Origin of the sequence: Enterococcus malodoratus ATCC 43197, assembly GCF_000407185.1 — a bacterium.
Lineage (GTDB): Bacteria > Bacillota > Bacilli > Lactobacillales > Enterococcaceae > Enterococcus_A > Enterococcus_A malodoratus.
Genome location: NZ_KE136483.1, coordinates 951,062 through 973,019 on the forward strand (window position 1 = coordinate 951,062; position 21,958 = coordinate 973,019).

Genomic DNA, 21,958 nt, shown 5'->3' on the forward strand with positions numbered 1-21,958 from the left:
TATTTTTAGTATAAAAAGAAAGGAAGAAAAAAATGGGAAAAGTAATTTTCAATTCAGATGATTTCGGCTACAGTCACGGTGTGAATTACGGGATTGCGGATGCCTACCAACGAGGAATCTTAACCTCAACAACGTTAATGGCGAATATGCCAGGATTTGATCACGCGGTGAAACTAAAAAGAGAGCTGCCAAATCTAGGTGTTGGCGTTCATTTGACGTTAACGTGCGGCAAGCCGCTGCTGAAAAATGTAGCTAGTCTGATGGATGGTGACAACTTTAAGCACTTATCATTTTATACGCAACCTTTTGAGGTTGATGGAGATCAGCTTTATCAAGAATGGAATACGCAGATTCAGAAGGTGTATCGAGCGGGAATTATTCCAACGCACTTAGACAGTCATCATCATACACATACATTTGGAATGAATCAGGAAGTGGTCATTGCATTGGCCAAAAAATATGATTTGCCGGTTCGTGGAAATTTTGAGAAAAAAGCAGAAGTTCGACATGTAGATTATTTTGAACCGTACTTCGATGATGTTGGGGAAACTGTTATCGAGAAGCGGCAAATCAATTGTTCCATTGATCAATATTTAGAGCGTTTATTGCAGCTTTTACGGGAAGAAAAATCGATTGAAATTATGTGTCATACGGCGTACCTTGATCAGGCCTTACTGCAAGGGTCGAGTTTTGTTTATCCGAGAATCAATCAGGTTGAATTTTTGATTCATTCGGAATTTGCGCAGCAAGTTAAAGAAGATCGGTTGATTGAGTTGGTCACGTACAAAGATATATAGCCTAAGGAGGAGTAAAAAATGTCAAATTTCAAAGCAAATATTCAAAAGTTAGGTAGAGCCATGCTGCTTCCAGTAGCCGCGATGCCGTTGGCAGGGTTGATCATGCGTCTCTCAGCCGATGATATGTTAAACATTCCAGTAATTGGCGCCGCTGGAAATGCGGTCTTTGGTAATCTGGATATCCTGTTCGCGATTGGGGTAACGATTGGTTTTGCTAAAACGAAAGATAAGGGAATCCCAGCACTTACAGGATTTCTGGCGATCGCTACGTTGAAAAAAGGGTTGGAGATTATGAATCCGGCTGTCAATATGGGAATCTTCGGCGGAATCATTTCTGGGCTGATTGCGGCTTGGACCTACAATCGCTTCAAAGAACAGAAATTGCCAATGGTCTTTTCTTACTTTGCCGGTGAGAAATTTCCATTGACGATGGTCATGATTTTACAAACGATTACGTCAGTGGTGTTTGGTTTCTTATGGCCGTTTGCTCAAGCGGGGATTGATAGTTTTGCCAGATTGTTAGTCAATATGGGTGCTTTGGGCGTCGGGATTTTCATGTTCCTTAATCGTCTGCTGATTCCATTTGGTCTTCACCATGTGTTGAATACGTATGTTTACTACGACTTGGGCAGCTATACCGCACCGAGTGGAGAAGTATTCCGGGGTGAAATGACTCGTTTTATCAACGGTGATCCTCAAGCAGGACTATTCTTATCTGGGTTCTTCGTGGTCATGATGTTCGGCGTACCAGCAATCTGTCTAGCAATTTATCGAGCTACTTTCAAAGAAAATAAAGCTATGGTCAAAGGGATCATGGGCAGTGGGGCGGCAACATCATTCATTTCAAATATTACTGAACCTGTGGAATTTAGTTTTATGTTCCTTTCGCCGATGCTATACGTGATACATGCCGCATTTGCTGGGTTAGCCGGAATTGTCTGCTATTTGCTAAACATTCGGATAGGCTTTACTTTCGGGGCCTGCATCGTCGATTATTTGATCAATTTTAGAATAGCGACGAATGCCATTTTGATCATCCCGATCGGCCTTGTCTTCTTCGCACTATACTACTTTACTTTTTACTACTTGATTAAGAAACGCAATATTCAAACTTTAGGAAGAGAAGTGGCGACAGAATTCGGAACTGAGGCGGTTGAGGAAGAGCAAGAGTTAGATTTAGCTAGCAAAAACTATGAATACATGGCGAAAAAAATGCTGCAGGCTTTTGGTGGCAAAGAAAATGTTACCGATGCATTCAGCTGCAATACACGTCTGAGGGTTGAAGTTGAAAATCCAGCAGTCGTTGATGAACAACGAATCAAACAATTAGGAGTCAGCGGTGTAATCAAACCGACTGAAAAAAATTACCAAGTCATTATCGGGTTAGAAGTGACCTACGTAATGGCAGAATTTAATAAATTATTGGAGCAATAGGAAGGACGCAGACTATGATGAAAAAACAAATTATCACAATTGCCGGCGGAGGAAGTACCTACACACCAGGAATTATTCAAGCAGTTCTAAACAACGCAGATCGTTTACCAATATCGGAGATTCGCTTGTATGATATTGATGCCCAAAGAAATGCCGATATGTATTTGATTATTCAATATATGCTGGAAAAGGAAGGCTTTAAGGACGTCGTGATCTCTTCAACTGAAGATCCGGGAACAGCTTTTACAGGTTGTGATTTCATCTTTTCGCAAATCCGAGTTGGTGGAATGAAGATGCGTGAAAAGGATGAAAAAATTCCATTGAGTCACGGCTTAGTCGGGCAAGAAACTTGCGGTCTGGGCGGCTTCGCATATGGGATGAGGTCAATGAGCGGGTTGCTGGAGATCGTTGGATATGTTCAAAAATATGCACCGGATGCTTGGATTCTCAACTATACGAATCCTGAATCAATCGTTTCGGAGGCCGTGCGCAGACAATATCCTAAGGCAAAAATGATCAATGCCTGTGATATGACAATTTCAATTGAAGAGACGATTGCGATCAATTATGGTTATGATCGGAAAAATTGGATTCCGACGTATTATGGTCTGAATCATTTCGGCTGGTACACGTCAATCTATGATAAAGAATTGAAACGAGATGTGATGCCTGAAATTATTGAAAAGCTGACGACTCAAGAAATGCAAGTCGCTGATTTTAATGCCGGAGATAAAACTTGGCAGGAAGCATTCAGTATGATGTCTGTAATCACGAAAAACTTCCCGCAAAATATTCCGAACAATTATTTGGAGTATTATTTGTACTCGGATATGGTAGTGGAGCATTCCGATAAAAACTATACGCGTGCCAACATGGTGATGGAAGGCAGAGAAAAAAATACGAGAGAAATGGCAGAGAAGATTCGTGGTGGAGCGACAAAAGATATTTTAAACTTCAATTTTGGCGAACATGGTCAATACATCGTCGATATGGCCACGTCTTTACTAAATGATGAACGCCGCCGCTTTATGCTGATCGTGCCGAATCAAGGTGCTATTCCTAATTTACAATCAGACGCGGTCGTCGAAGTACCGGCCTATGTGGGAGCAACTGGGGTTGAACCTATTTCTTTGAGAGAACCGATCAGTGATTTCCACAAAGGATTGATGGAGGCCCAAGTGGCGGCTGAAAAATTACTAGTCGATGCCTATTTTGAAGGCTCTTATCAAAAAGCTTTGCAGGCATTTACACTGAATCAAACCGTGCCAAATGCGCGCGTTGCGAAAAAGGTTTTAGATGAAATGATCGAGGCCAACAAAGAATACTGGCCAGAATTAGTTTAGAGGTGATGAGAAGATGCTCTTTTTTAAAACAAAGAAAGTTTTGAAATCTGTTGCGAATGGTCACGTTCTACCTTTAGAGGCAGTGAAAGACGAGGTTTTCTCCTCAAAAATGATGGGCGAGGGCTATGCGATTGGTCAACATGATGGCAAGGTCTATGCTCCAATTGAGGGAATTGTTGAGAGCATTTTTCCTACACTGCATGCTATTACAATTGAAACTAGAACCGGAGAAAAAATATTAGTTCATATGGGATTAGACACGGTAGAGCTTAAGGGGGACCCTTTTTCAATACAGGTAGTACAAGGTCAAAAAGTAAAGGCAGGGACTTTGCTTGCCGTCATGGATCTTTCGCAATTAACCAGTTCAAAAAAGGAAGATACGATTATCGTAGTTTTTCCTGAGAAAATTAAAGGCCAACTGTTAATGAAAAACCAAGAGGTCACTGTTCAAGATGAACTATTCAAATTTTAGCTTAAAAGAAAAGACTGAGTATTTTTCCTCAGTCTTTTCTTGAACAAATTATTAGAATATTTAGGAGAAAAGAATGACCTTTTTATATTTATTACCTGCAATAGGCTGGGGATTTATGCCGATTATTGCAAAATTAACAAATGCAAAACCAATCAATCAGCTTTTAGGAACTACGACGATTGCCTTTTTGATGGGAATGTTCTTTACATTTATTGTTCAGCCTTCTTATAATTGGCATGGTTTTGCTGCCGCCTTTCTTTCAGGCTGTTTTTGGTCGTTTGGACAATACTTGCAGTTCCACTCTTTTCAATTTTTGCCAGTATCTGAGGCTATGCCGATTTCTAATGGAACCCAATTAATTGGAACGACTTTTATTGCCGCATTATTTTTTGGCGAATGGTCGAGTTGGTCGATTGCTATCATAGGAATAATGGGAATTTTTTTTATTGTTGTAGGGATCATTTTGACAGCTTATTTAGAAAAGGAAGGGATGCAGCAACAATCATCTGCTATAAAAAGCAGAGCAGTTTTCTGTCTACTGATATCCTCAATGGCCTTAACCTTTTACGTCACCTTACCACAAGCGTTTAAAACCAGCGGGGCAGAGGTGTTGTTTCCGCAAGCAATCGGAATGTGGCTATCTTCGATCTTGTTTTCGATTACGAAAAGAAATGCGATCGATGGAAATCAAATTCGTAAAAACTTTGGAACGGGCATTGCGTGGAGTATCGCTAATATAAGTCTATTCTTCACGATGCCGATCATCGGTGTAGCCAAAAGCTTTACTTTTTCACAATTAGCAGTCTTAATCTCAATTTACGCCGGATTGTTCATTTTAAAAGTTCGAAAAACAAGAAAAGAACTAAAAGTGATCAGTTTAGGTGCCGCACTAATTACATTGGGAATCTTTTTGATTGGTTCAGTTAAATAGTAAAAACAGTGTCCAGCAAAAGAAATGAATCTTTTACTGGACACTGTTTTATTCGAAAATAAACAACTCGGTGACTGGTGTATCGACAACTTTTGAAATATCCAGTGCTAGTTTTAGTGACGGGTTGTATTGCGCCTTTTCTAAGCGCATGATCGTTTCCCGCCGTACGCCGACTAACTCGGCTAGTTGTTCTTGGGTCAAGCCCTTCAGCGTACGATATTTTTTTAAGTGACATTCGAATTTTACATTCATTTGTTAGGCCTCTGTTTCAAATCGATATAAAAAATATTTACTGAGAAATAATACGACTCCATAGATCAGCGACATTGAGCTTAACATAAAGATAGCACACCATTCAAGATTCCAAGACAACATCCCGCGGGCAATCAGCCAAATAGATAGAAACAATAATAGAAAACCGATTTTATAAGCCTTCAGTTCCGCTCTCTTTTCATTTTCTTCATACAATTCATCTTTTAATGTATCGGATAATTTGCCTTCAAAAAAGAAACCAAAAAAGCCGAAGAAGACAAAAGCAAAGAAGGGATAAATGATCCCGAATTCACTGTACGTCCAAAAACCAAGAAAACCTAGAAATCCAGCAAATCCTAAAATCCCTAACATTGGGTGAATCTTTCTAGTACGATTCTTTTCAAGTGTTTCATTTTTCAAAATGACCTTGAAAAACGTGACTACTAAATACAGCACATAGATAAATACAAGAATCATGGCAATCCACATCGGCAAATCCTTCACACTGAATACATATTCGGAAACCACAGTTGGTTTTACTAGACGGCTATCGTTGTATAAGACCGAATGAACGGTGGCCAACACTAAAACAATGACACAAATAATCCCCGAAACAACCAAATTTTTTATTTTTCCCTTTTTCATTTTAACTCCTCCAATGATACATATTTGTCTCTTGATGAGATAAATATATCACAATTAAAAAGAAAAGCAATAGTAAAAGAGATAAATAAATCACTTTTTTGATTGGACGAGTTATTGACCGCTATTACACCTTCCGATATTTTTTCAGACCGGTAATATTTAGCAAGGTGAACCCGGCGATGAATAATACTAAAATTGCCAAATTTGGCCAGATGTTTTCCCAGCCTTGTCCTTTGATCATGACAGCTGTTAAAGCATTTCCGGCATAGCTCAGAGGGAAGATATAAGACAGGTATCGTACCCAGTCAGCCATCGTATCCAGCGGAATCAGTCCAGAAAAGAAAACTTGCGGAATAACGATTAACGGAATAAATTGAACCATTTGAAACTCTGAACTGGCGAAGGTGGAAACGAAGATCCCCATAGAAAGTGCGGTCAAGGCAATAAGGATATTTGTCGCGAGTACCCAAATCAGATTTCCCTCGATTTGGAGATTCAGTACATAAATCGAGAAGAAGACGATCACAAAGGTTTGAATAATCGCAAAAAGCCCATATCCTACTAGATAGCCAAAGACGATCTCGCTGCGTTTTACTGGTGTCGCCAATAAACGTTCCAAAGTCCCGCTAGTCCGTTCCCTTAATAAAGCAATTCCTGAAATCAAGAAAACAAAGAAGAAGACGAAAAAGCCAATTAGTATTGGAAATATTTTGTCAAAGAAAGTACTGTCTGCACTGCCATATACATAGGAGTCTTCAATTTTAAAGTTCTGGACGTTGATTGGTGTATGTGTTTTAACAGCTAGTTCTTGCAAATCTTTACTAATTTCCTTCATTTTACTAGCCGTTAAAATAGTTTGAATCATCCCTTTGATTTGCGCGGTATTACTGGGGTCCTCATTTTCGTAAGCTACTTTAATGGTAGACCCATCGATTGTGATAAAGGCATCTAGATTGTGTTTTTTCATCGTCTCATGAATGGTCGCATCATCGGAATATTTTTTTGTTTTAACTTTATCAGAAGGAAAACTGTTCACTAAAGAGGTGGGAACAGTGTCATCGACCCCAATTTTTACATGGGTTTCTGAGTTCGAATCGAAGACGACATTCATTAATGATAAAACGATTATCGGTGCGATCAGCATTAAGGCTAAGGTTCTTTTATCGCGAATCAGTTCTTTCAAGACTCTGGTCAAAATTGCATTAAAACGCCTCATTTGTGTCACCCTCCGCTTTTAAGAAAACTTCCTCAATTGAGTCTGCTTCAAATTTCTGTTTTAGATCCGCTGGGCTGCCAAATGCAAAAAGTTCTCCATCAATGATCAAGCCGACATAGTCGCATTTTTCTGCTTCATCCATTACGTGGGTAGTGACAACGATGGCTTTATCTTGGTTGGCTAAAGAACGCAGCTGCGCCCAGATGGCGACTCGCAAGCTGGGATCAATGCCTACTGTCGGTTCATCTAAAACAATTAGATCGGGATTGGATAATAGCGTGGTAGCTAAGGAAAGTCTGCGTTTCATACCGCCAGAAAAAGTAGCTACTCGTTGGTTTAAAAATTCAGATAAATTAACTAGATCCATATTTTTAGTGATTGCCTGATTCAATTCATTTTTAGACATCCCCATCAATTGCCCAAAGAATAATAAATTTTCCTTTGCGGTTAAGTCATCATATAGAGCATCGCTTTGTCCCATGTAGCCAATTCTGTTTAGGATTTTCCGATTAGGCATTTTTGTTTGGAAAATACTGGTATCTCCTTGATCCAGCGTTTCCATGCCCAGTAAGCATTTTATGGTAGTGGATTTTCCAGCACCGCTCGGTCCGATTAGGCCAAGGATTTTTCCGGCTTCGATTTGAAGAGTGACATCCTTCAAAACCTCGCGCTTCTCAAAAGCTTTATAGGCGTGAGAAATTTCCGCTACGGTATTTATTTCTGTCTTCAAAATAATTCCCTCCTACTATTTATTAGACATCGTGTCTATCATTTTGTACTATATGGATTATAAAACGACGACTCTGTGATGCAAGTAAAGAAAACTTGTAATGGACAGAATGAAAAATAATGCTCACTATTTTTGGAGGGACTGGCAATGAAAGAGAATGATCTGCGTTATTATCGAACACGAAAAAGTATTCTGTCAGCGATGACACGTCTGCTTCAAACTAAAAAATTTGAACAGATTACTGTGACGACAATTTGTGAAGAGGCGGAGATCAGCCGAAGCGGCTTTTATCTGCATTATGTAGATAAATATGACTTGATTGAAGTGAATCTGAAAGAGTTTCGCGATCAGGCCAATCAATTTGTTCAGGCGGATAATGAGAATAGTAAAAAGAAGCTATTTTTTAATATGCTGACGTATTTGCGAAATGACGGCAAGCTCATCGCCGCTTTGATTTCAGAGAATGGCTCGATAGAAGTTCAAAACTACATTAAGCGGATGATGCGAGAAAATGCGCGTACGAATATTTTCCCTCAAATGGATTTGGAGCTGGAAAATGATATCGAAGAACATTATGCGTTAATATTTCTGAGCAACGCACTGTTCGGCGTACTGCAAGACTGGATCAATCGTGGGCAAAAAGAGTCGATAGAAGAACTAGTGCAGATCATGGATCGGTTAATTACATTTGATTTTAGAAAATAGAAAAACTTCAAGGAGATGGTTCAAGATTCTCTTTGAAGTCTTTTTTTATGAATTGATAGTCAGGTTTTTAAAGAAATAAGGTCCGTTTTTCATCTTACTCACTATTTTAATGCTAGGTTAATATTTCGTGTACGTTCCAGAAAGACTCCTTCTCTATAGTAGAGATAGAACTTATTAATGAGGGTAGGAGTGACAAATGATGTATCGAAAAATTATAAGAAATGATGTGCGGGACAGCAAGCTGATTACGGCAACGACAACAATCTTCATCACGGTGGCTGCGATGCTGGTAGCACTGGCAATGATTTTGAGTGTGAATTTAGCCGGATCAATTGATACCTTGATGGAAAAAACGCAATCTCCACACTACATGCAAATGCACACGGGAGAGCTGAATGAGAGCAGGTTAGCTAAATTTGTGAAGGATAATGGAAATGTGGCGGCTTATGAAGCCTCTGAGTTTCTAAATCTGAGTGGTTCAGATATTGAAATCGGTGAGCATAGTTTTGCGGACAGTGTAGAGGATAACGGGCTTGCTGTTCAGAATAAAAACCTTGATTACTTTGTAGACATGGACAATCAACCGATTCAGCCGCAACCAGGCGAGCTTTATGTGCCGGTCGCATTCAAAAAGCAAGGGTTCGCCAAGATTGGCGATAAAGCGAAAATTGCTGGGAAGACATTTACTGTGACTGGCTTTCTGCGAGATGGCACAATGAACTCACAAATGGCCGGTTCAAAGCGGCTTTTACTGCACCAAAAAGATTATGATGAACTTTTTTCAAAAGGCCGCTTGGAATATATTATTGAATTCCGATTAAAAGATCCTAGTAAACTCAATCAATTTGAATCAGCTTATAAAAAGGCAGGCTTGGAGGTCAACGGGCCAAGTGGTTCGCATCGGTTATTCAAATTAGGAAATGCGATGTCTGATGGTATCATGATCGGAATCCTGCTACTGATCAGCTTGCTGGTTGTGTTGATGACTTTTATGTGTATCCGTTTTACGCTACTAGCGAAAATTGAAGAGGATTACCGGGAAATCGGTGTGATGAAGGCGATTGGGTTGCAGATAAGAGATATTAAGAAGATTTATTTAGCAAAATATGCAGCGATTTCGGTTGTTGGTAGCTTACTAGGTTATTTGATCTCTTTGCCGATGAGTTATTTACTATTGAAAAACATCAAGCTTTTCATGGGTGAAAGTAATAATGAAGGATTGAGTTGGGTACTGGCAATCATCGGAGTCGCGGCAGTCATGCTGTTGATAATCGTTTATGTCTACAGTTTGCTCAATCGCTTCAAAAAGGTTTCGGCAGTTGAAGCCATTCGTTTTAGTGGTTCAAATGAAAAGGTCAATACGAAGACCCGCTTCAATCTGCGAAAATTAACTTTTTTCTCAGTCGATACATGCTTGGGGATCATTGATATTTTTAATCGTAAAAAGATTTATTTGACAATGCTGCTGGTTTTCATCATATCGACCTTCATCATGATTGTTCCAGCGCTCGTCTATCATACGACTTCCTCGGATGCCTTTGTTGAGAATATGGGGTTCAGCCGTAAGGTGGACATCGGAACCAGCTTATACCAATCGACTAATAACGCGAAGTTTGAGCAGAAAATTGAAAATTATTTAGAACAAGATCCAGATGTTGCAGACTTTAGTAAGATTGTTACCAAGAATTTCGATGTTAAGGATGCAGGGACGACTGATAATGTTTTGTCAGTCGAATTAGGCAATCATCAAAAATTTCCGGTGGACTATTTGAAAGGCAACGCCCCCAAAAAAGCGAATGAGCTTGCTTTATCAACAATAAATGCGGAGGAATATCGTAAAAAGGTTGGGGATTCAATGATTTTGATCCGTGATGGTCAAGAAGAAACTTTCACTGTCTGCGGTATTTATGCCAATCTTTTTAATGGTGGGAAAACGGCCAAGGCGACATTCAAAGACGAAAAAGCAACGAATATTTGGACCGATATTTATATTAGATTGAAAGATTCAGCCAAAGTAACGCAAAAAATGACGCAATATAAGAAGGATTTGCCTTTCGCAAAAATGAATAATGCGCGGGAATATCGTGATCAAACGTTTGGATCAACAATTCAATCTCTGCGGTTGATTTCAGTTGGTGCTCTAGTCGTCGCGTTAGTGATTACAGCATTAATCACATCTTTATTCATGAAATTACTATTAGCAAAGCATAAAAAAGAGATCGCTGCATTAAAAGCAATCGGTTTTACCAATCAAAGAATTAATCAGCAATATTTATCGCGCAGTTTAACTGTCTTGGTTCTTGGATTAACGATCGGCACATTGTTATCCATGACAGTCGGAAAAGCAATGTCTGGTCTAGTTGCTTCCGCATTGGGCGGAGTTAATGTTCAGCTGACTGGAAGCTTATTGATCTATCTAGGCTGTCCACTCTTGATGCTGGTCGTTACTGTTTTAGCGACCAAAGCGGTTACCGCACAGGCAGGAAAAATCGAAATCGCCGAAAATCTTAAAGACTAAAGGATGGGAAAGAGAATGAATACACTAATTAATGGAACAGATATTGTCAAAAGCTTTGGTGAAGGAACAGAAAAGGTATCAGTGTTAAATCAAGTCAGCATTCAAGTACAGAAAGGACAATTTGTCTCGATCATGGGTCCCTCTGGTTCAGGCAAATCGACGTTGCTTTATGCGATCAGCGGAATGGACAGAATCGATTCGGGAACGGTCGTGTTTAATCAACAGCCGCTGGTTCAAATGACAGAAAAACAATTGGCAGATATTCGCCGTGAACAAATGGGCTTTGTTTTCCAGCAACCGACCTTGTTAAAAAATCTTTCGCTGATCGACAATATCATTTTGCCGAGCTTGAGTGATAAAAAGATGACGGATAAATTAACCAAGCATGCTGAAAACTTGATGGAAAGTGTCGGAATTAAAGAATTGAAAGATCGCAAGATTACCCAAGTCTCCGGCGGACAGTTGCAGCGGGCGGGGATTTGCAGAGCGTTGATGAGCCAACCGAGTATTATTTTTGGCGATGAACCTACAGGCGCTTTGAATTCCAAGGCCGCTCAAGAAATCATGGACATTTTATTGAAGATAAATGAAGAAGGGACAACGATTGTTATCGTTACCCATGATGCAAAGGTTGCGGCTCAAAGTGAACAAGTCTTCTTCATGGAAGATGGACAAATTGAAGAAAATCTTTTTTTAGGAAAGTATTCAGGTCAGAATTTAGAAAGTCGAATCGAAAAGATCAATGAAAAAGTCTTAGCCGTTGAAACTTAGAAAAGGGACACATCTGCTGTTAGTCAACTATGGTAAAATTATTAGTAGGAAATGACGATTTTATAAAGGGGCAGGATGGCTGATGACGTACAATATTTTACATGTAGACGATGAAAAGGAAATCATCAAACTGTTGAAGATGTATTTAAGAAATGAGCAGATCAACCATTACGAAGCTGCCAACGGACGTGAAGCACTAGCGATCATGACGGAAAAAAAGATCGATCTGTTGATAGTCGATATCATGATGCCGGAAATCGATGGTTTTGAATTAATTCGGACAGTGAGAAAAAACAGCAATTTGCCTATCCTAGTAATTTCCGCACGAGTCGAAGCCTCAGATCGAATTTTTGGTTTGGAGATTGGAGCGGATGATTATTTGACGAAACCCTTTGATCCTCACGAAGCGATCGCACGAGTGAATGCTTTATTGCGAAGATATCATGCTTTAGGTGTTTCCAAGGAAGCTCAAATTGCACGATTGAACGTCGGAAATCTGGCACTAGATACGAACGCTTGTATCGCTTCTTTATTTTACAATACAAGTGCAACACGATGTGTTTCCCTAGTCTTTCTAATATAATTAAAACAAGGATTTTTCAGAGACGAAGGAGGAGCGATCATGGGAACATACAGACATTTATCAATTAAGGAAAGAGAACTAATCTACCTTTATAACGGTATGGGCTTTTCAGTCCGCCGCACTGCAATACTGTTGAAACGAAGTCCGTCCACTATTTCAAGAGAGTTACGACGGCATACTGAGAGAAGATACTATTCTCCTCACTTCTCTCAAAATAGTTATAAGAAGAATCGTAGTCGCTGCGGTAGGAAAAGATTGTTAGCTAATCCGTCTCTAAGAAAAATCATCGAACCTTTATTTCTGATACGTCAATGGTCTCCGGAACAAATAGTGCATCGTCTAAAACACGAAGATATCAACGTTCAGGTGAGCTACAATACCATTTACCGAGCTATTTATCACGGACTGTTTAATAGCACTCTTTCCCGTGATAGTAAAGGTGCTATTCGCAAATTGCGTCATCAGGGAAAGCAACGAAAAACCAAAGATTTTGAAGAAACTCGTGGGCATCTTCCTATTTCTCATGCAATACATGAACGTCCATCTGAAGCTGAATTGCGCTCTGAATTAGGACATTGGGAAATAGACACTGTGCATGGAAAAAAGGGAAAGAATTGCCTAGTGACTTTAGTAGATCGCAAATCGCGTTTTTTATTGGCGGGAAGAACTATGAATAAATCAGCAGCAGCTATTTACTCGTCTTTGGACAGTTTACTAGTCTCGTTAAATCCAATGAACTTGAAAAGCATTACTTCCGATAGAGGTTCTGAATTTGCATTACATTCAGACATTACTAAAAAACATTCGGTTGAGTTCTATTTTTCTGATCCTTACTCGCCATGGCAAAGAGGAACAAACGAGAATACAAATGGATTGATTCGTGAGTACTTGCCTAAGAGAAAAGATATAGGAGACTATACAGACGAGTTTATAGAGCAATTCGTTGACAAAATGAATCTTAGACCTAGAAAATGTTTAGGCTGGAAAACACCATATGAAGTCTTTTATGATAAAGTGTTGCACTTAATTTGATAATTCCTCTTATGTAAAAGAACAAGCGATTGAATTAACGGCAGTTGAGTTTCGTGTTCTTAAATTAATGATGGAGCAGCCTGGACGAGTGTTTACTAAGGAACAGATTTATGAATACGGCTGGCAAGATCCTTTAATTGGTGACAACAATGTCCGTGTCATGATGAGCAAGCTGCGGGAAAAAATAGGGGCTGAACGAATCAAGACCATCAGAGGATTGGGGTATCGTTTGGAGGCCTCATCATGAAACAACTTAGAAACGCAATTTTACGATCATTCATCCTGTATTTTCTAGGCCTTTCTATTGTTGGCGGCTTGATTGAGGAGTTTTTCAATCAATTGGAAGAATTAGTTTTAGGTATTAACTATCAGATACCGCTTCAGATTCTCAGTGGAGTCTTTCAAATTCTTGCAGTGGTGGGATTTTCTTTCTTATTTTATCGCAGTTTGAATAAAAAAATCGGCAATGAAAGCCAACGTCTTGCCAAAGAGCAGAGTACGTTATTTGCTAATATCGCCCATGATTTGAAAACTCCGCTAACAAGTATTACAGGATTTTCCAAGGCATTGAATGAAGAAGTCGTTGAGCCAACTGAAATCAAAGAGGTTTCAGGGATCATTTATCGAAAATCAGTATCGGCCAATGATCTATTGGACTTGATGTTTCAATATACCAAACTAAACTCAGCGGAATTTAGCCTCAATAAGCAGGCCTGTGCCGTTAACTATTTACTGAAGGAAGCTGTAGCAGATAATTATGATTTGATTGAGGATCAGCAGCTGGAACTGCTTTTGGATTTACCAGATGAACCGCTTATTCGTACATTAGACAAAACCGAGTTTCGGCGCGTGTTCAATAATCTGCTGATTAATGCCTGCAAACACAATCCGACAAAAACTGAATTAGCGATTTCGATTGTAGAGGAAGACTCGACTGTGAAAATTATTTTTGCTGATAATGGTACGATGATTCCTCAGAAGGATCGCGAACAGCTTTTTGAACCTTTTGTTAGCGAGAACGAAACAGAACGAAATTTTCTAGGCAGCGGTTTAGGTCTGGCGATCGTTAAGACGATCATCGATAAACATGATTTTATAATTGAATTGCTTGACGATGAAAAGTATACAAAGAAATTTGTGATTTCAATGTAAAAAAATATTAACCTGGCAATTACTGGTTAAAAATAAAAGGAGGCTTCATATGTTAAAAGCAGCATTCATTTTTGTAGCAGAAGGTGCGGATGTTAAAAAGGATCGTTCAGTAGTAACTACACCGGCGGTTGAGTTGACCACGGTAGGAGTGGTAGATTATGCTGAAGCAGTCGCAGTTTCACGAGAGTTAGTTGAGGACGGTGTGCAAGCAATTGAACTTTGCGGTGGTTTTGGTCATGTCGGTACGGCTAAAATCGTTGAAGCGGTTGGCGATAAGGCCGTTGTTGGCGTTGTACGGTTCGATAAGCATCCAGGGTTAGGAAATCAATCTGGAGACAGTATGTACTTATAAGTTTTCTTGAAGAAGTATGAAAGGCAGAGGCGGTTTATGGAGCTTCTGTCTTTTTTGCAGTATTTTTCGCGAGACTATACAACTTTTGAAAATTACGATAAAATGAGAAAAAACTTAAAGGAAGATTAAATATGAGGTATGCCGATCGAATGGAAAACTTAACTGCTTCAGAGATTCGTGAATTATTGAAAGTCACAAATCGCCCAGAAATTATTTCTTTTGCCGGCGGATTGCCAGCAGCCGAACTTTTTCCAATCGAAGAGATGGCCGCTGCCAGCACGGCTGTTTTGAAGAATCAGGGAGAACAAGCATTACAATATTCGACGACCGAAGGAGTGTTTCCCCTTAGAGAATGGATTGCCCAACGAGAAAATAATCGAATCGGAACGCAATTAACAGCCGAAAACATTTTGATTACTCACGGTTCTCAACAAGCCTTGGATTTAGTCGGAAAACTGCTTATCAATAAATCAGATGTCATTTTGTGTGAAAGCCCCACCTATTTATCCGCGTTAAATGTCTTCAAAACATTTGAAGGAAAAATTTTAGAAGTTCAAACGGATCAAGAAGGAATGATTGTTAGTGACTTGGAAAATCTTTTAGCAACCACAGCTGATGTGAAATTAATCTATGTGATTCCAACTTTTCAGAATCCATCAGGGAAAACTTGGTCGTTAGAGCGAAAGCAGCAAGTTTTGGAAATAGCCAACCGTTATGATGTAGCGATCATTGAAGATGCTCCTTATGAGGAGCCGAGATATTCCGGCGAGCTTACTCCGCCAATGTTTAGCTTTCCCAAGGCCGAAAATGTGATCAGAACCGGCAGTTTTTCGAAGGTTTTATGTCCAGGTCTTCGAATTGGTTGGATTTCTGCCGATGCAGCAGTGATTGAAAAGCTGGTTTTGATTAAACAAAGCACTGACCTTCAATCCAACACATTTGCTCAAATGCAGATCTTTCAATTTCTTCAAGCCAACAGTATAGATGATCATATTGCCAAATTAGTCAAAACCTATCGACTCCGACGGGATGCGGCAATTTCAGCAATTGAAACGTATTTTCCTAAAAATACACAATACACCTATCCCGAGGGTGGTTTATTTATTTGGTTAGAATTGCCCGAGGAGATTAACACGACAGAATTATTGGAGAAGAGCTTGGATCGAAAGGTTGCTTTCGTCAGCGGGGAATCCTTTTACGCGGAGAATCCCAAACTCAATACACTGCGATTGAATTTTTCGTGTATGGATGAAGCACGAATTGAAGCCGGGATGAAAATTTTAGGTGGCTTGATTGCAGAGGAGTTAGCCATGCAGAAATAGCTTAGTTAACCATTTTTAGCAGAGGACTTTTTTAAGTCCTCTGTTTCTATTTGAGATAAATTAAAAAAATGAAAGAGTTTGCAGATGTTCGAATGCTATACTTGAAGTAATAGATAAAAGGAGGAGTTTGATGGTCGAATATGTGAATGTAACAGCCGAAAATGTGGTAACTGAACATCTATGCTGCGCGATTTCAGGCAAAAAGCATCAGATCGGTGTAGATACGAAAAGAGCATGGATCAGTGAGCGCTTGCCAGAAGGACATGTTTTTCGCAAGTTGGATGCAAATGGGAAAGTTTTTATTGAATATGCGCCATTGGAAAATGCTTGGGTGCCTGTTGTTGGTGAGAATTATTTGTATATTTATTGTATGTGGGTCTCTGGCAGTCATAAAGGTCAAGGTCACGGGAAAAATTTACTGAATTATTGTATCGAGGATGCAAAGCGGCAAAATAAGTCCGGCGTTTGTGTTATCAGTTCAAAAAAGAAAACACCATTCTTGACCGATAAGAAATTCGTTGAAAAAAACGGCTTTGAGGTAGTTGATGAAATCGCAGGTGGTTTTGAACTTATGGCGTTATCTTTTGATGGAACAGTTCCTGCTTTTTCTGAGAACGCGCGGAAGCAGACGATTGATAATCAAGAGTTGACGATTTTCTATGGACAGCAGTGTCCGTTTATTCCTAATGGATTAAAAGAGGTACAGGAATATTGCGAGGAAGAAAACATTCCGTTGACGTTGATTCCGGTGGATAGTCTGGAAAAGGCCAAGAATCTTCCAGGAATCTTTAATAATTGGGCCGTTTATCATCAAGGAAAATTTCTGACGGTGCATATGCTTAATAAAAATGTTTTGAAAAAATTATTGGCGGGTTAGTGAGGTAAGAGGTTTGAGGAAATATATCGCATTTCTGAGAGGAATCAACATCAGCGGCAGAAATAAAATTGCGATGCCGTTGCTAAAAGAGGCCTTTGAGAAAAAAGGTTTTTCAGAGGTTTCCACGTATATCAATAGCGGGAATGTCATTTTTTCTAGTGATAACTTGGAGAAAATTGAATTGATCAAACTATGCGAAGCCTTGATAATCGATGGATTTGATTTGACTATTCCTGTGACGATCGTCGCTGTCGATGAATTGGCTGAAACGTTGACGCATGCGCCAGAGTGGTGGGGTCATGAAAAAGAAACAATTCACTATGCAATTTTTATGATCCCTCCAATGACTACAGCAGAAGTGTTTGCCGCGGTTGGGGAAATAAAACCGGAATATGAGCAAATCGCCTCTCATGACGAGGTAATTTTTTGGTCGGCACCACGAAAAACCTTCAATAAAGCTCGCTGGGCGAAAATTGCCAGCTCGTCCGTCAATAATCAAGTAACGATTCGTAATTCAAACACGGTAAAGAAGCTATTACAAATGAGCCAATAAAAGAAAAATCAAGCAGCCGATAAACTGCTCGATTTTTTTGTTTATAGTAACGGCAAAATCTCTTGCTGAATAAAGTCGATTCGATCATAGACATTTTCTTTAAAGAGGGCGGTAATCGCAACTACAAGTTCCTTTTCGTGATCGATATAAAGAATATTTCCACCATCGCCCATTGCGGCAATAATAGGTTTTGAAGGATCAACAACCCACCACAAATAGCCATAATCGAGCTGTTCTTGCGCCCAATGACTGTGTTTACTCTGCATACTTTGCAGCCAGCTTTCTGGAATAATTTGTTGATTCTTCCAGTTTCCTTGATTAAGGATCAGTTGACCAAGTCTTGTCAGATCGCGGGTCGAAAGAGTCAGCCCCCATCCGCCTGCATTCAGCCCCGTATTATCCTCTACCCAACCATTCGAGGTGGTCGATTGATTAAATGCCATTTGTTCCTTGGCAGATTTCAATTGGATCGCTTTTTCGACGTTGATGCCAAGTGGTTCAAACAATTCTTCACGAGCAAATTCCAAGACACTTTTTTTAGTTGAACGGGCAAGGATCGCAGATAAGAGATCCGGTCCGATCAAAGGGGTGTAATTGAACTGACCGATAGGATGTTTGCCGCCAAGTTGTTTTAAAGTGAACTTGGTCCAATCTTTACTCATAAAGTATTTGATATAAGTGAGCGGCCCATTTTTGTACTTGTAAGGGGTCGTCATTGTCAGTAAATTCTCCAGAGTAATCGTCCCGATATTCGAATCTTTCGGTCGATATTCAGGGAAATAATCTAGGATCGGCCGATCTAGCTCATTAATCATTCCTTGTTTCTGTGCGATTCCAAATAGTAGTGAAAGAATGCTTTTAGCTATGGAATAGACATGAATTTTACTCGTTTCGTTACACTCATTAAAATATTTTTCGTAGAGCAGCTGATCCTTTTTTTGCACAATGACTCCTGTGATATTCTCGTAATCTAGTTCGATTTTTTGTTGAATTGTCGCAAATTTTTCGTCATTCATCGTTTTCCTCCATTTCCGAAGGCGCCTTCTATACTTAGAGTAAATGCATTAAAAATCATAATCAAGTGTAATTTTAAAACTTTTTTTAGAGAGTAGCATTGTTCCGACTTAAGTCTGATTTATTCCACTGAAAGTAATGCTATTCTAAAATAGTAATTATAATGACTAATTAAAATAAGGAGTAAAGATGATGGTGAAAAAAATTGTATTGGCTGTTTTGGGTTTGCTGGTTTTAGTAGTGGCGGCGGTCTTTTTATTGGTGTTCTTCAATAGCCCTGGGAAATTAACGAGTCTGAAAAATCAACAAGGGAATACGATAAAAGGAAGTATTAGTGAAAAGAAATTTGTTGAGATTGGTGGGATGGAACAAGGAATGTTTATTCGCGGTGAGGATCGAACTAAACCGGTGCTGCTTTTTTTACATGGTGGGCCAGGCAGTCCTGAGTTTGCGATGTCGGAAGCATGGGAAACGCAGGATCGATTGGAAAAAGAATTTGTCGTTTGTTATTGGGATCAGCGGGGAACGGGGATGTCTAATACGAAAGAATTAAGCCCCAAAACTATGACTAAGAGTCAATTAGTCGAGGATACGATCGAGGTAACGAATTATTTGCGGCAGCGATTTAATCAAGACAAGATTTATTTAATGGGGCATTCATGGGGAGCCTATTTGGGGATTAAGACAGTTCAAAATAGTCCCGAACTATACAAAGCTTATTTGGGAATTGGTCAACCTGTTCATCAAAAACGCGGACAAAAGCTGGCTTATGACTATCTACGGAATCACGCTAAAAAAATTGATGATCAGAAATCATTAAAAAAACTAGCAACGTTTGATCCTGAAGCACCAGCATATAATTTACTTTTGGAAAAATATGGTGTCGGGATTCGACATGAAGGGCCGTCCTTAGCGACAATGATCAAACAATTGCTATTTTTCAAAGGGTATACGTTCAGTGAGAAAATTAACGCGTTCAAAGGCATGCCGTTATCTAATGAGCAATTAGATAACGAAGATTTTTCAAATGATAATTTGCTAGAGTCAGTACCAGAACTGAAGATCCCAGTTTACGGACTGCATGGGAAATATGATTATCAAGTTTCCTATCAGTTAGCCAAAGAATACTTCAATAAAGTAAAAGCGCCAAATAAGAATTTTTATACTTTTGAAAATTCTGCACATAGCCCCAACTATGAAGAGAATGAAGCCTTTTACAATGCGGTCAAGGAGATCAAGGATCAAGTAGAAAACCAATAGATTCATTTCGAAGGAGATAAAATAATATGGATAGAAGGAACGGAATAGTTAGTTATTTGACAATTACCTTTTCAGTTTCATGGATCTGCTGGTTGGTAGTGGCATTTTGACGCAATTCACGAGTATCCAATTGTTCTCACCAGTTGCTTTACCTCTCTATAGTCTCGGAGCGGCGGGTCCTTTGATAGGCGCTTGTGTCGTTAACAAGCGGAGTTTGAACAACGTGGATTTCCGTAGATATATTAAGAATATTTTCAATTTGAAGCAGCCGATTTTTGCTTATGTGAGTATGATTGGTTTGGCTTGGGGCGTGTGTTTTTTCCCTGTTTTAGTTGGAGCGACGCAACAGCAGGCGCCGATTTATACAGCGTTGTTCCAATTACCGGTAATGATCTTTTTCGGTGGCGGGTTGGAAGAAGCCGGTTGGCGAGGCTATTTGCTCCCTCAGTTACAGAGAAAATTCTCTAGTTTTATTGCTACTTGTCTCGTAGCGTTTATTTGGACTTTTTGGCATTTGCCCTTGTGGCTGGTAAAAGGTTCTGGACAAGATACTATTCGTTTTGGTGGATATATGGTGATGGTTTTTAGCTTCGCCTTCCTGTTGAGTTTTCTTTGGAATAAATATGGAAGCATTGCTTTATGTATATTGCTGCATGCGGGCTTCAATTCATTTACAAATGTCTATCCACCAAGCTATAACAATTTGGTGAATTCGACGATATTGTTGATCATTTGTTGTACATTTTTTATGGCAACCAATTACGTTTTGAAAAAGAATGCTGGAGAAAAAACTATGACCGCCCCGAAAGGATGATTGAATTTTCTGCAACGTAAACTCAATGTGGTATGATTAAACCATTCATAACATAGAATGCGAGGAGTGAGAGTGTGGACAACAAAAATCGATTGTTCTTGATTTCTCAAACTTATGCCACTTTATTTTCGGTAACGAATAAGCTTCAGGCTATAGGCGATGAGACGATGAAGGAACTAACGTCAAGACAGGTGATGGCATTGATTGCGATCGTTCATATTCCAGAAGGCGAAGTTACGTTAAATGCGATTGCTTTGAAATTGGGTGCAACAAAACAAAGCACCGCTCAAATAATCAACAACTTGAAGAAAAAGGGCTATTTAAAATCAGAAAAAAGTAAAACGGATGCACGATCAGTAAACATTGTCATTACTGAAAGTGGAAAAAAAGTTTTCGAAGAAGCGAATGAGCAAGGCTGGGAGTTCTTACAAACCTCTTTTCAAGCTTTTTCGATTGATGAGCTGGAGCAGCTATGGGGATTACTGAAGAAACTTTATCAGTTTGATGGAGAACAGCAGGATGGGTTTGAAGCAGCAGGAAGAGAACTATAAATTTATTAACAAACACAATTATCGGCAGTTCTGATAGTTGTGTTTTTTTCTTCTCTTTTTTTGCTTTGAAAAGGGTAAAAGGATATTGAAGCGAGTTTGCTATAGTTAGTAAAAATAAGGAGGAATAAATTATGGAACATCGAATTGTTGAATTAGAAAATTTTAAATTGGTAGGGTTCAAAAAGGAATCCACGAATGAAAATCGTCAGGGGATGAAAGATTGCCCCGCATTTTGGAATGAGATCTTATCTTCAAATAAACAAAATGATCTGCTGCCAATGATCAATCATGAACCATTTGGTTTGATTGGTGCCAGTTTTTATAATACTGACAAAGCAGATGCGAAAAAATTTGACTATTATATTGCTGTGGCAACGACAAATGATACGCCGGAAGGTTTAATTGAAGTAGAGGTTCCAGCGAATACTTGGGCGGTTTTTCCGTGTACGAGAGAAACATCGGGTAAGACTCAATTCGCTATCGTAACCAAGTGGGCACCGGAGTCAGAAGAGTACGAATTGTTGAATGATGGGTACGCAACAGGTGACATGATTTCAGGCGGACCGGATTTAGAGGTCTATGGACAAGGTGATGATATCGAGATTTGGATACCCGTAAGAAAAAGAGGATAAAG

Annotated in this window: 25 protein-coding genes; 20 read left to right on the forward strand and 5 right to left on the reverse strand. The window is 39.4% G+C overall.

Annotated features, from left to right (window positions below; all coding sequences use genetic code 11):
• The first annotated feature begins 32 nt into the window (after window positions 1–32).
• The 5 genes from I585_RS20070 to I585_RS20090 all read left to right on the forward strand — a co-directional run bounded on the left by I585_RS20070 (window position 33) and on the right by I585_RS20090 (window position 4,977).
• Window positions 33–797: a carbohydrate deacetylase gene (locus I585_RS20070; protein ID WP_010740195.1), complete on the forward strand. Its 765-nt coding sequence runs from the start codon at window positions 33–35 to the stop codon at window positions 795–797.
• Between the two features lie 18 nt (window positions 798–815).
• The gene (locus I585_RS20075) at window positions 816–2,231 is read left to right on the forward strand and encodes a PTS transporter subunit EIIC (protein ID WP_010740194.1); all 1,416 of its coding nucleotides are present in this window, start codon (window positions 816–818) and stop codon (window positions 2,229–2,231) included.
• A 14-nt stretch (window positions 2,232–2,245) separates the two neighbouring features.
• Window positions 2,246–3,574, forward strand: a complete 1,329-nt coding sequence (locus I585_RS20080; RefSeq protein ID WP_010740193.1) for a family 4 glycosyl hydrolase — start codon at window positions 2,246–2,248, stop codon at window positions 3,572–3,574.
• A 13-nt stretch (window positions 3,575–3,587) separates the two neighbouring features.
• On the forward strand, window positions 3,588–4,046 hold the full coding sequence (locus tag I585_RS20085) for a PTS sugar transporter subunit IIA (RefSeq protein ID WP_010740192.1): 459 nt from the start codon (window positions 3,588–3,590) through the stop codon (window positions 4,044–4,046).
• Window positions 4,047–4,119: 73 nt separating this feature from the next.
• Window positions 4,120–4,977 carry a GRP family sugar transporter gene (locus tag I585_RS20090; RefSeq protein ID WP_010740191.1) on the forward strand — a complete coding sequence of 286 codons (858 nt, stop codon included), beginning with the start codon at window positions 4,120–4,122 and terminating at the stop codon, window positions 4,975–4,977.
• 48 nt (window positions 4,978–5,025) lie between these two features.
• On the opposite strand, the gene I585_RS20095 is transcribed toward I585_RS20090, so the two are convergent.
• The 4 genes from I585_RS20095 to I585_RS20110 form a co-directional block, all read right to left on the reverse strand.
• Window positions 5,026–5,229, reverse strand: a complete 204-nt coding sequence (locus I585_RS20095; RefSeq protein WP_010740190.1) for a helix-turn-helix transcriptional regulator — start codon at window positions 5,227–5,229, stop codon at window positions 5,026–5,028.
• A gap of 3 nt (window positions 5,230–5,232) precedes the next feature.
• On the reverse strand, window positions 5,233–5,874 hold the full coding sequence (locus I585_RS20100; protein WP_010740189.1) for a DUF2178 domain-containing protein: 642 nt from the start codon (window positions 5,872–5,874) through the stop codon (window positions 5,233–5,235).
• 124 nt (window positions 5,875–5,998) lie between these two features.
• On the reverse strand, window positions 5,999–7,090 hold the full coding sequence (locus I585_RS20105; RefSeq protein ID WP_010740188.1) for an ABC transporter permease: 1,092 nt from the start codon (window positions 7,088–7,090) through the stop codon (window positions 5,999–6,001).
• Window positions 7,077–7,820 carry an ABC transporter ATP-binding protein gene (locus I585_RS20110; RefSeq protein ID WP_010740187.1) on the reverse strand — a complete coding sequence of 248 codons (744 nt, stop codon included), beginning with the start codon at window positions 7,818–7,820 and terminating at the stop codon, window positions 7,077–7,079. The genes I585_RS20105 and I585_RS20110 overlap by 14 nt, the downstream gene beginning before the upstream one ends.
• A 147-nt stretch (window positions 7,821–7,967) precedes the next feature.
• On the opposite strand from I585_RS20110, the gene I585_RS20115 reads away from it, so the two are divergent.
• From I585_RS20115 to I585_RS20165, 11 genes are all read left to right on the forward strand, one after another.
• Window positions 7,968–8,525, forward strand: a complete 558-nt coding sequence (locus I585_RS20115; protein ID WP_010740186.1) for a TetR/AcrR family transcriptional regulator — start codon at window positions 7,968–7,970, stop codon at window positions 8,523–8,525.
• A 196-nt stretch (window positions 8,526–8,721) separates the two neighbouring features.
• Window positions 8,722–11,043, forward strand: a complete 2,322-nt coding sequence (locus tag I585_RS20120; protein WP_010740185.1) for an ABC transporter permease — start codon at window positions 8,722–8,724, stop codon at window positions 11,041–11,043.
• Between the two features lie 15 nt (window positions 11,044–11,058).
• Entirely contained in the window at window positions 11,059–11,814 is a 756-nt protein-coding gene (locus I585_RS20125) for an ABC transporter ATP-binding protein (protein ID WP_010740184.1), read from the forward strand.
• 82 nt (window positions 11,815–11,896) lie between these two features.
• Complete coding sequence (locus I585_RS20130) at window positions 11,897–12,397, forward strand: response regulator transcription factor (RefSeq protein ID WP_010740183.1); 501 nt, start codon at window positions 11,897–11,899, stop codon at window positions 12,395–12,397.
• 39 nt (window positions 12,398–12,436) lie between these two features.
• Complete coding sequence (locus I585_RS20135) at window positions 12,437–13,429, forward strand: IS30 family transposase (protein WP_010740092.1); 993 nt, start codon at window positions 12,437–12,439, stop codon at window positions 13,427–13,429.
• A 70-nt stretch (window positions 13,430–13,499) separates the two neighbouring features.
• Window positions 13,500–13,676 (forward strand): winged helix-turn-helix domain-containing protein, encoded by a 177-nt coding sequence (locus I585_RS20140; protein WP_244266030.1) that lies wholly within the window; start codon window positions 13,500–13,502, stop codon window positions 13,674–13,676.
• Complete coding sequence (locus tag I585_RS20145; RefSeq protein ID WP_010740181.1) at window positions 13,673–14,581, forward strand: sensor histidine kinase; 909 nt, start codon at window positions 13,673–13,675, stop codon at window positions 14,579–14,581. The genes I585_RS20140 and I585_RS20145 overlap by 4 nt, the downstream gene beginning before the upstream one ends.
• Window positions 14,582–14,630: 49 nt before the next feature.
• Window positions 14,631–14,933, forward strand: a complete 303-nt coding sequence (locus I585_RS20150; protein ID WP_010740180.1) for a DUF6506 family protein — start codon at window positions 14,631–14,633, stop codon at window positions 14,931–14,933.
• Between the two features lie 131 nt (window positions 14,934–15,064).
• Window positions 15,065–16,255, forward strand: a complete 1,191-nt coding sequence (locus I585_RS20155; protein WP_010740178.1) for an aminotransferase-like domain-containing protein — start codon at window positions 15,065–15,067, stop codon at window positions 16,253–16,255.
• 130 nt (window positions 16,256–16,385) lie between these two features.
• A complete protein-coding gene (locus I585_RS20160) occupies window positions 16,386–17,132 on the forward strand; it encodes a GNAT family N-acetyltransferase (protein ID WP_010740177.1) in 747 nt (248 codons plus the stop codon).
• 13 nt (window positions 17,133–17,145) lie between these two features.
• On the forward strand, window positions 17,146–17,685 hold the full coding sequence (locus I585_RS20165; protein WP_010740176.1) for a DUF1697 domain-containing protein: 540 nt from the start codon (window positions 17,146–17,148) through the stop codon (window positions 17,683–17,685).
• 41 nt (window positions 17,686–17,726) lie between these two features.
• On the opposite strand, the gene I585_RS20170 is transcribed toward I585_RS20165, so the two are convergent.
• On the reverse strand, window positions 17,727–18,701 hold the full coding sequence (locus tag I585_RS20170; protein ID WP_010740175.1) for a serine hydrolase domain-containing protein: 975 nt from the start codon (window positions 18,699–18,701) through the stop codon (window positions 17,727–17,729).
• A gap of 190 nt (window positions 18,702–18,891) precedes the next feature.
• Between I585_RS20170 and I585_RS20175 the strand changes: the two genes are divergently transcribed.
• From I585_RS20175 to I585_RS20190, 4 genes are all read left to right on the forward strand, one after another.
• Window positions 18,892–19,959 carry an alpha/beta fold hydrolase gene (locus I585_RS20175; RefSeq protein WP_111945264.1) on the forward strand — a complete coding sequence of 356 codons (1,068 nt, stop codon included), beginning with the start codon at window positions 18,892–18,894 and terminating at the stop codon, window positions 19,957–19,959.
• A gap of 106 nt (window positions 19,960–20,065) precedes the next feature.
• Entirely contained in the window at window positions 20,066–20,773 is a 708-nt protein-coding gene (locus I585_RS20180; protein WP_157776596.1) for a CPBP family intramembrane glutamic endopeptidase, read from the forward strand.
• 74 nt (window positions 20,774–20,847) lie between these two features.
• Window positions 20,848–21,324, forward strand: a complete 477-nt coding sequence (locus I585_RS20185; RefSeq protein WP_010740172.1) for a MarR family winged helix-turn-helix transcriptional regulator — start codon at window positions 20,848–20,850, stop codon at window positions 21,322–21,324.
• A gap of 131 nt (window positions 21,325–21,455) precedes the next feature.
• Window positions 21,456–21,956 carry a GyrI-like domain-containing protein gene (locus tag I585_RS20190; RefSeq protein WP_010740171.1) on the forward strand — a complete coding sequence of 167 codons (501 nt, stop codon included), beginning with the start codon at window positions 21,456–21,458 and terminating at the stop codon, window positions 21,954–21,956.
• Window positions 21,957–21,958 lie beyond the last annotated feature (2 nt).